Source organism: Aeromonas sp. L_1B5_3, from assembly GCF_963866575.1.
In the GTDB taxonomy this organism is placed as follows: Bacteria; Pseudomonadota; Gammaproteobacteria; order Enterobacterales; family Aeromonadaceae; genus Aeromonas; species Aeromonas jandaei.
Genome location: NZ_CAWMDN010000054.1, coordinates 1 through 268, shown reverse-complemented (window position 1 = coordinate 268; position 268 = coordinate 1). Strand labels below are relative to the sequence as shown.

At 60.1% G+C, this 268-nt stretch carries 1 protein-coding gene; it reads left to right on the top strand.

What is annotated here, in order from left to right; genetic code table 11:
- Positions 1-33: 33 nt before the first annotated feature.
- Positions 34-268, top strand: a 235-nt coding sequence (locus AACR93_RS03815) for a hypothetical protein (RefSeq protein WP_043852283.1), incomplete at its 3' end; no start/stop codon positions are given.

Below are 268 nucleotides of genomic sequence, written 5' to 3'. Positions count from 1 at the left end.
AGAGTGACCCCTTACCCCATGAGGAGGCTCAAGATGCCCAAACAACCGATAGCCGTTGAGCTGGAGGCGATTAATCGAGAGGGGGAGACGCAAGTGGTGCGCGGCAGTAGCCTGGCGGTTCAGGGCTACAGCGTCTACCTGCGAGCGATGGAGGCCAGCGGTCTTGCCCTGGCGACCTGGGTAGCTGACTACGACACCATTGGTCCCGCCTATGAACTAGCGGAACGGCTGAGTATTGCACTCGCTATCCCGCTCAACGTACTGGTCC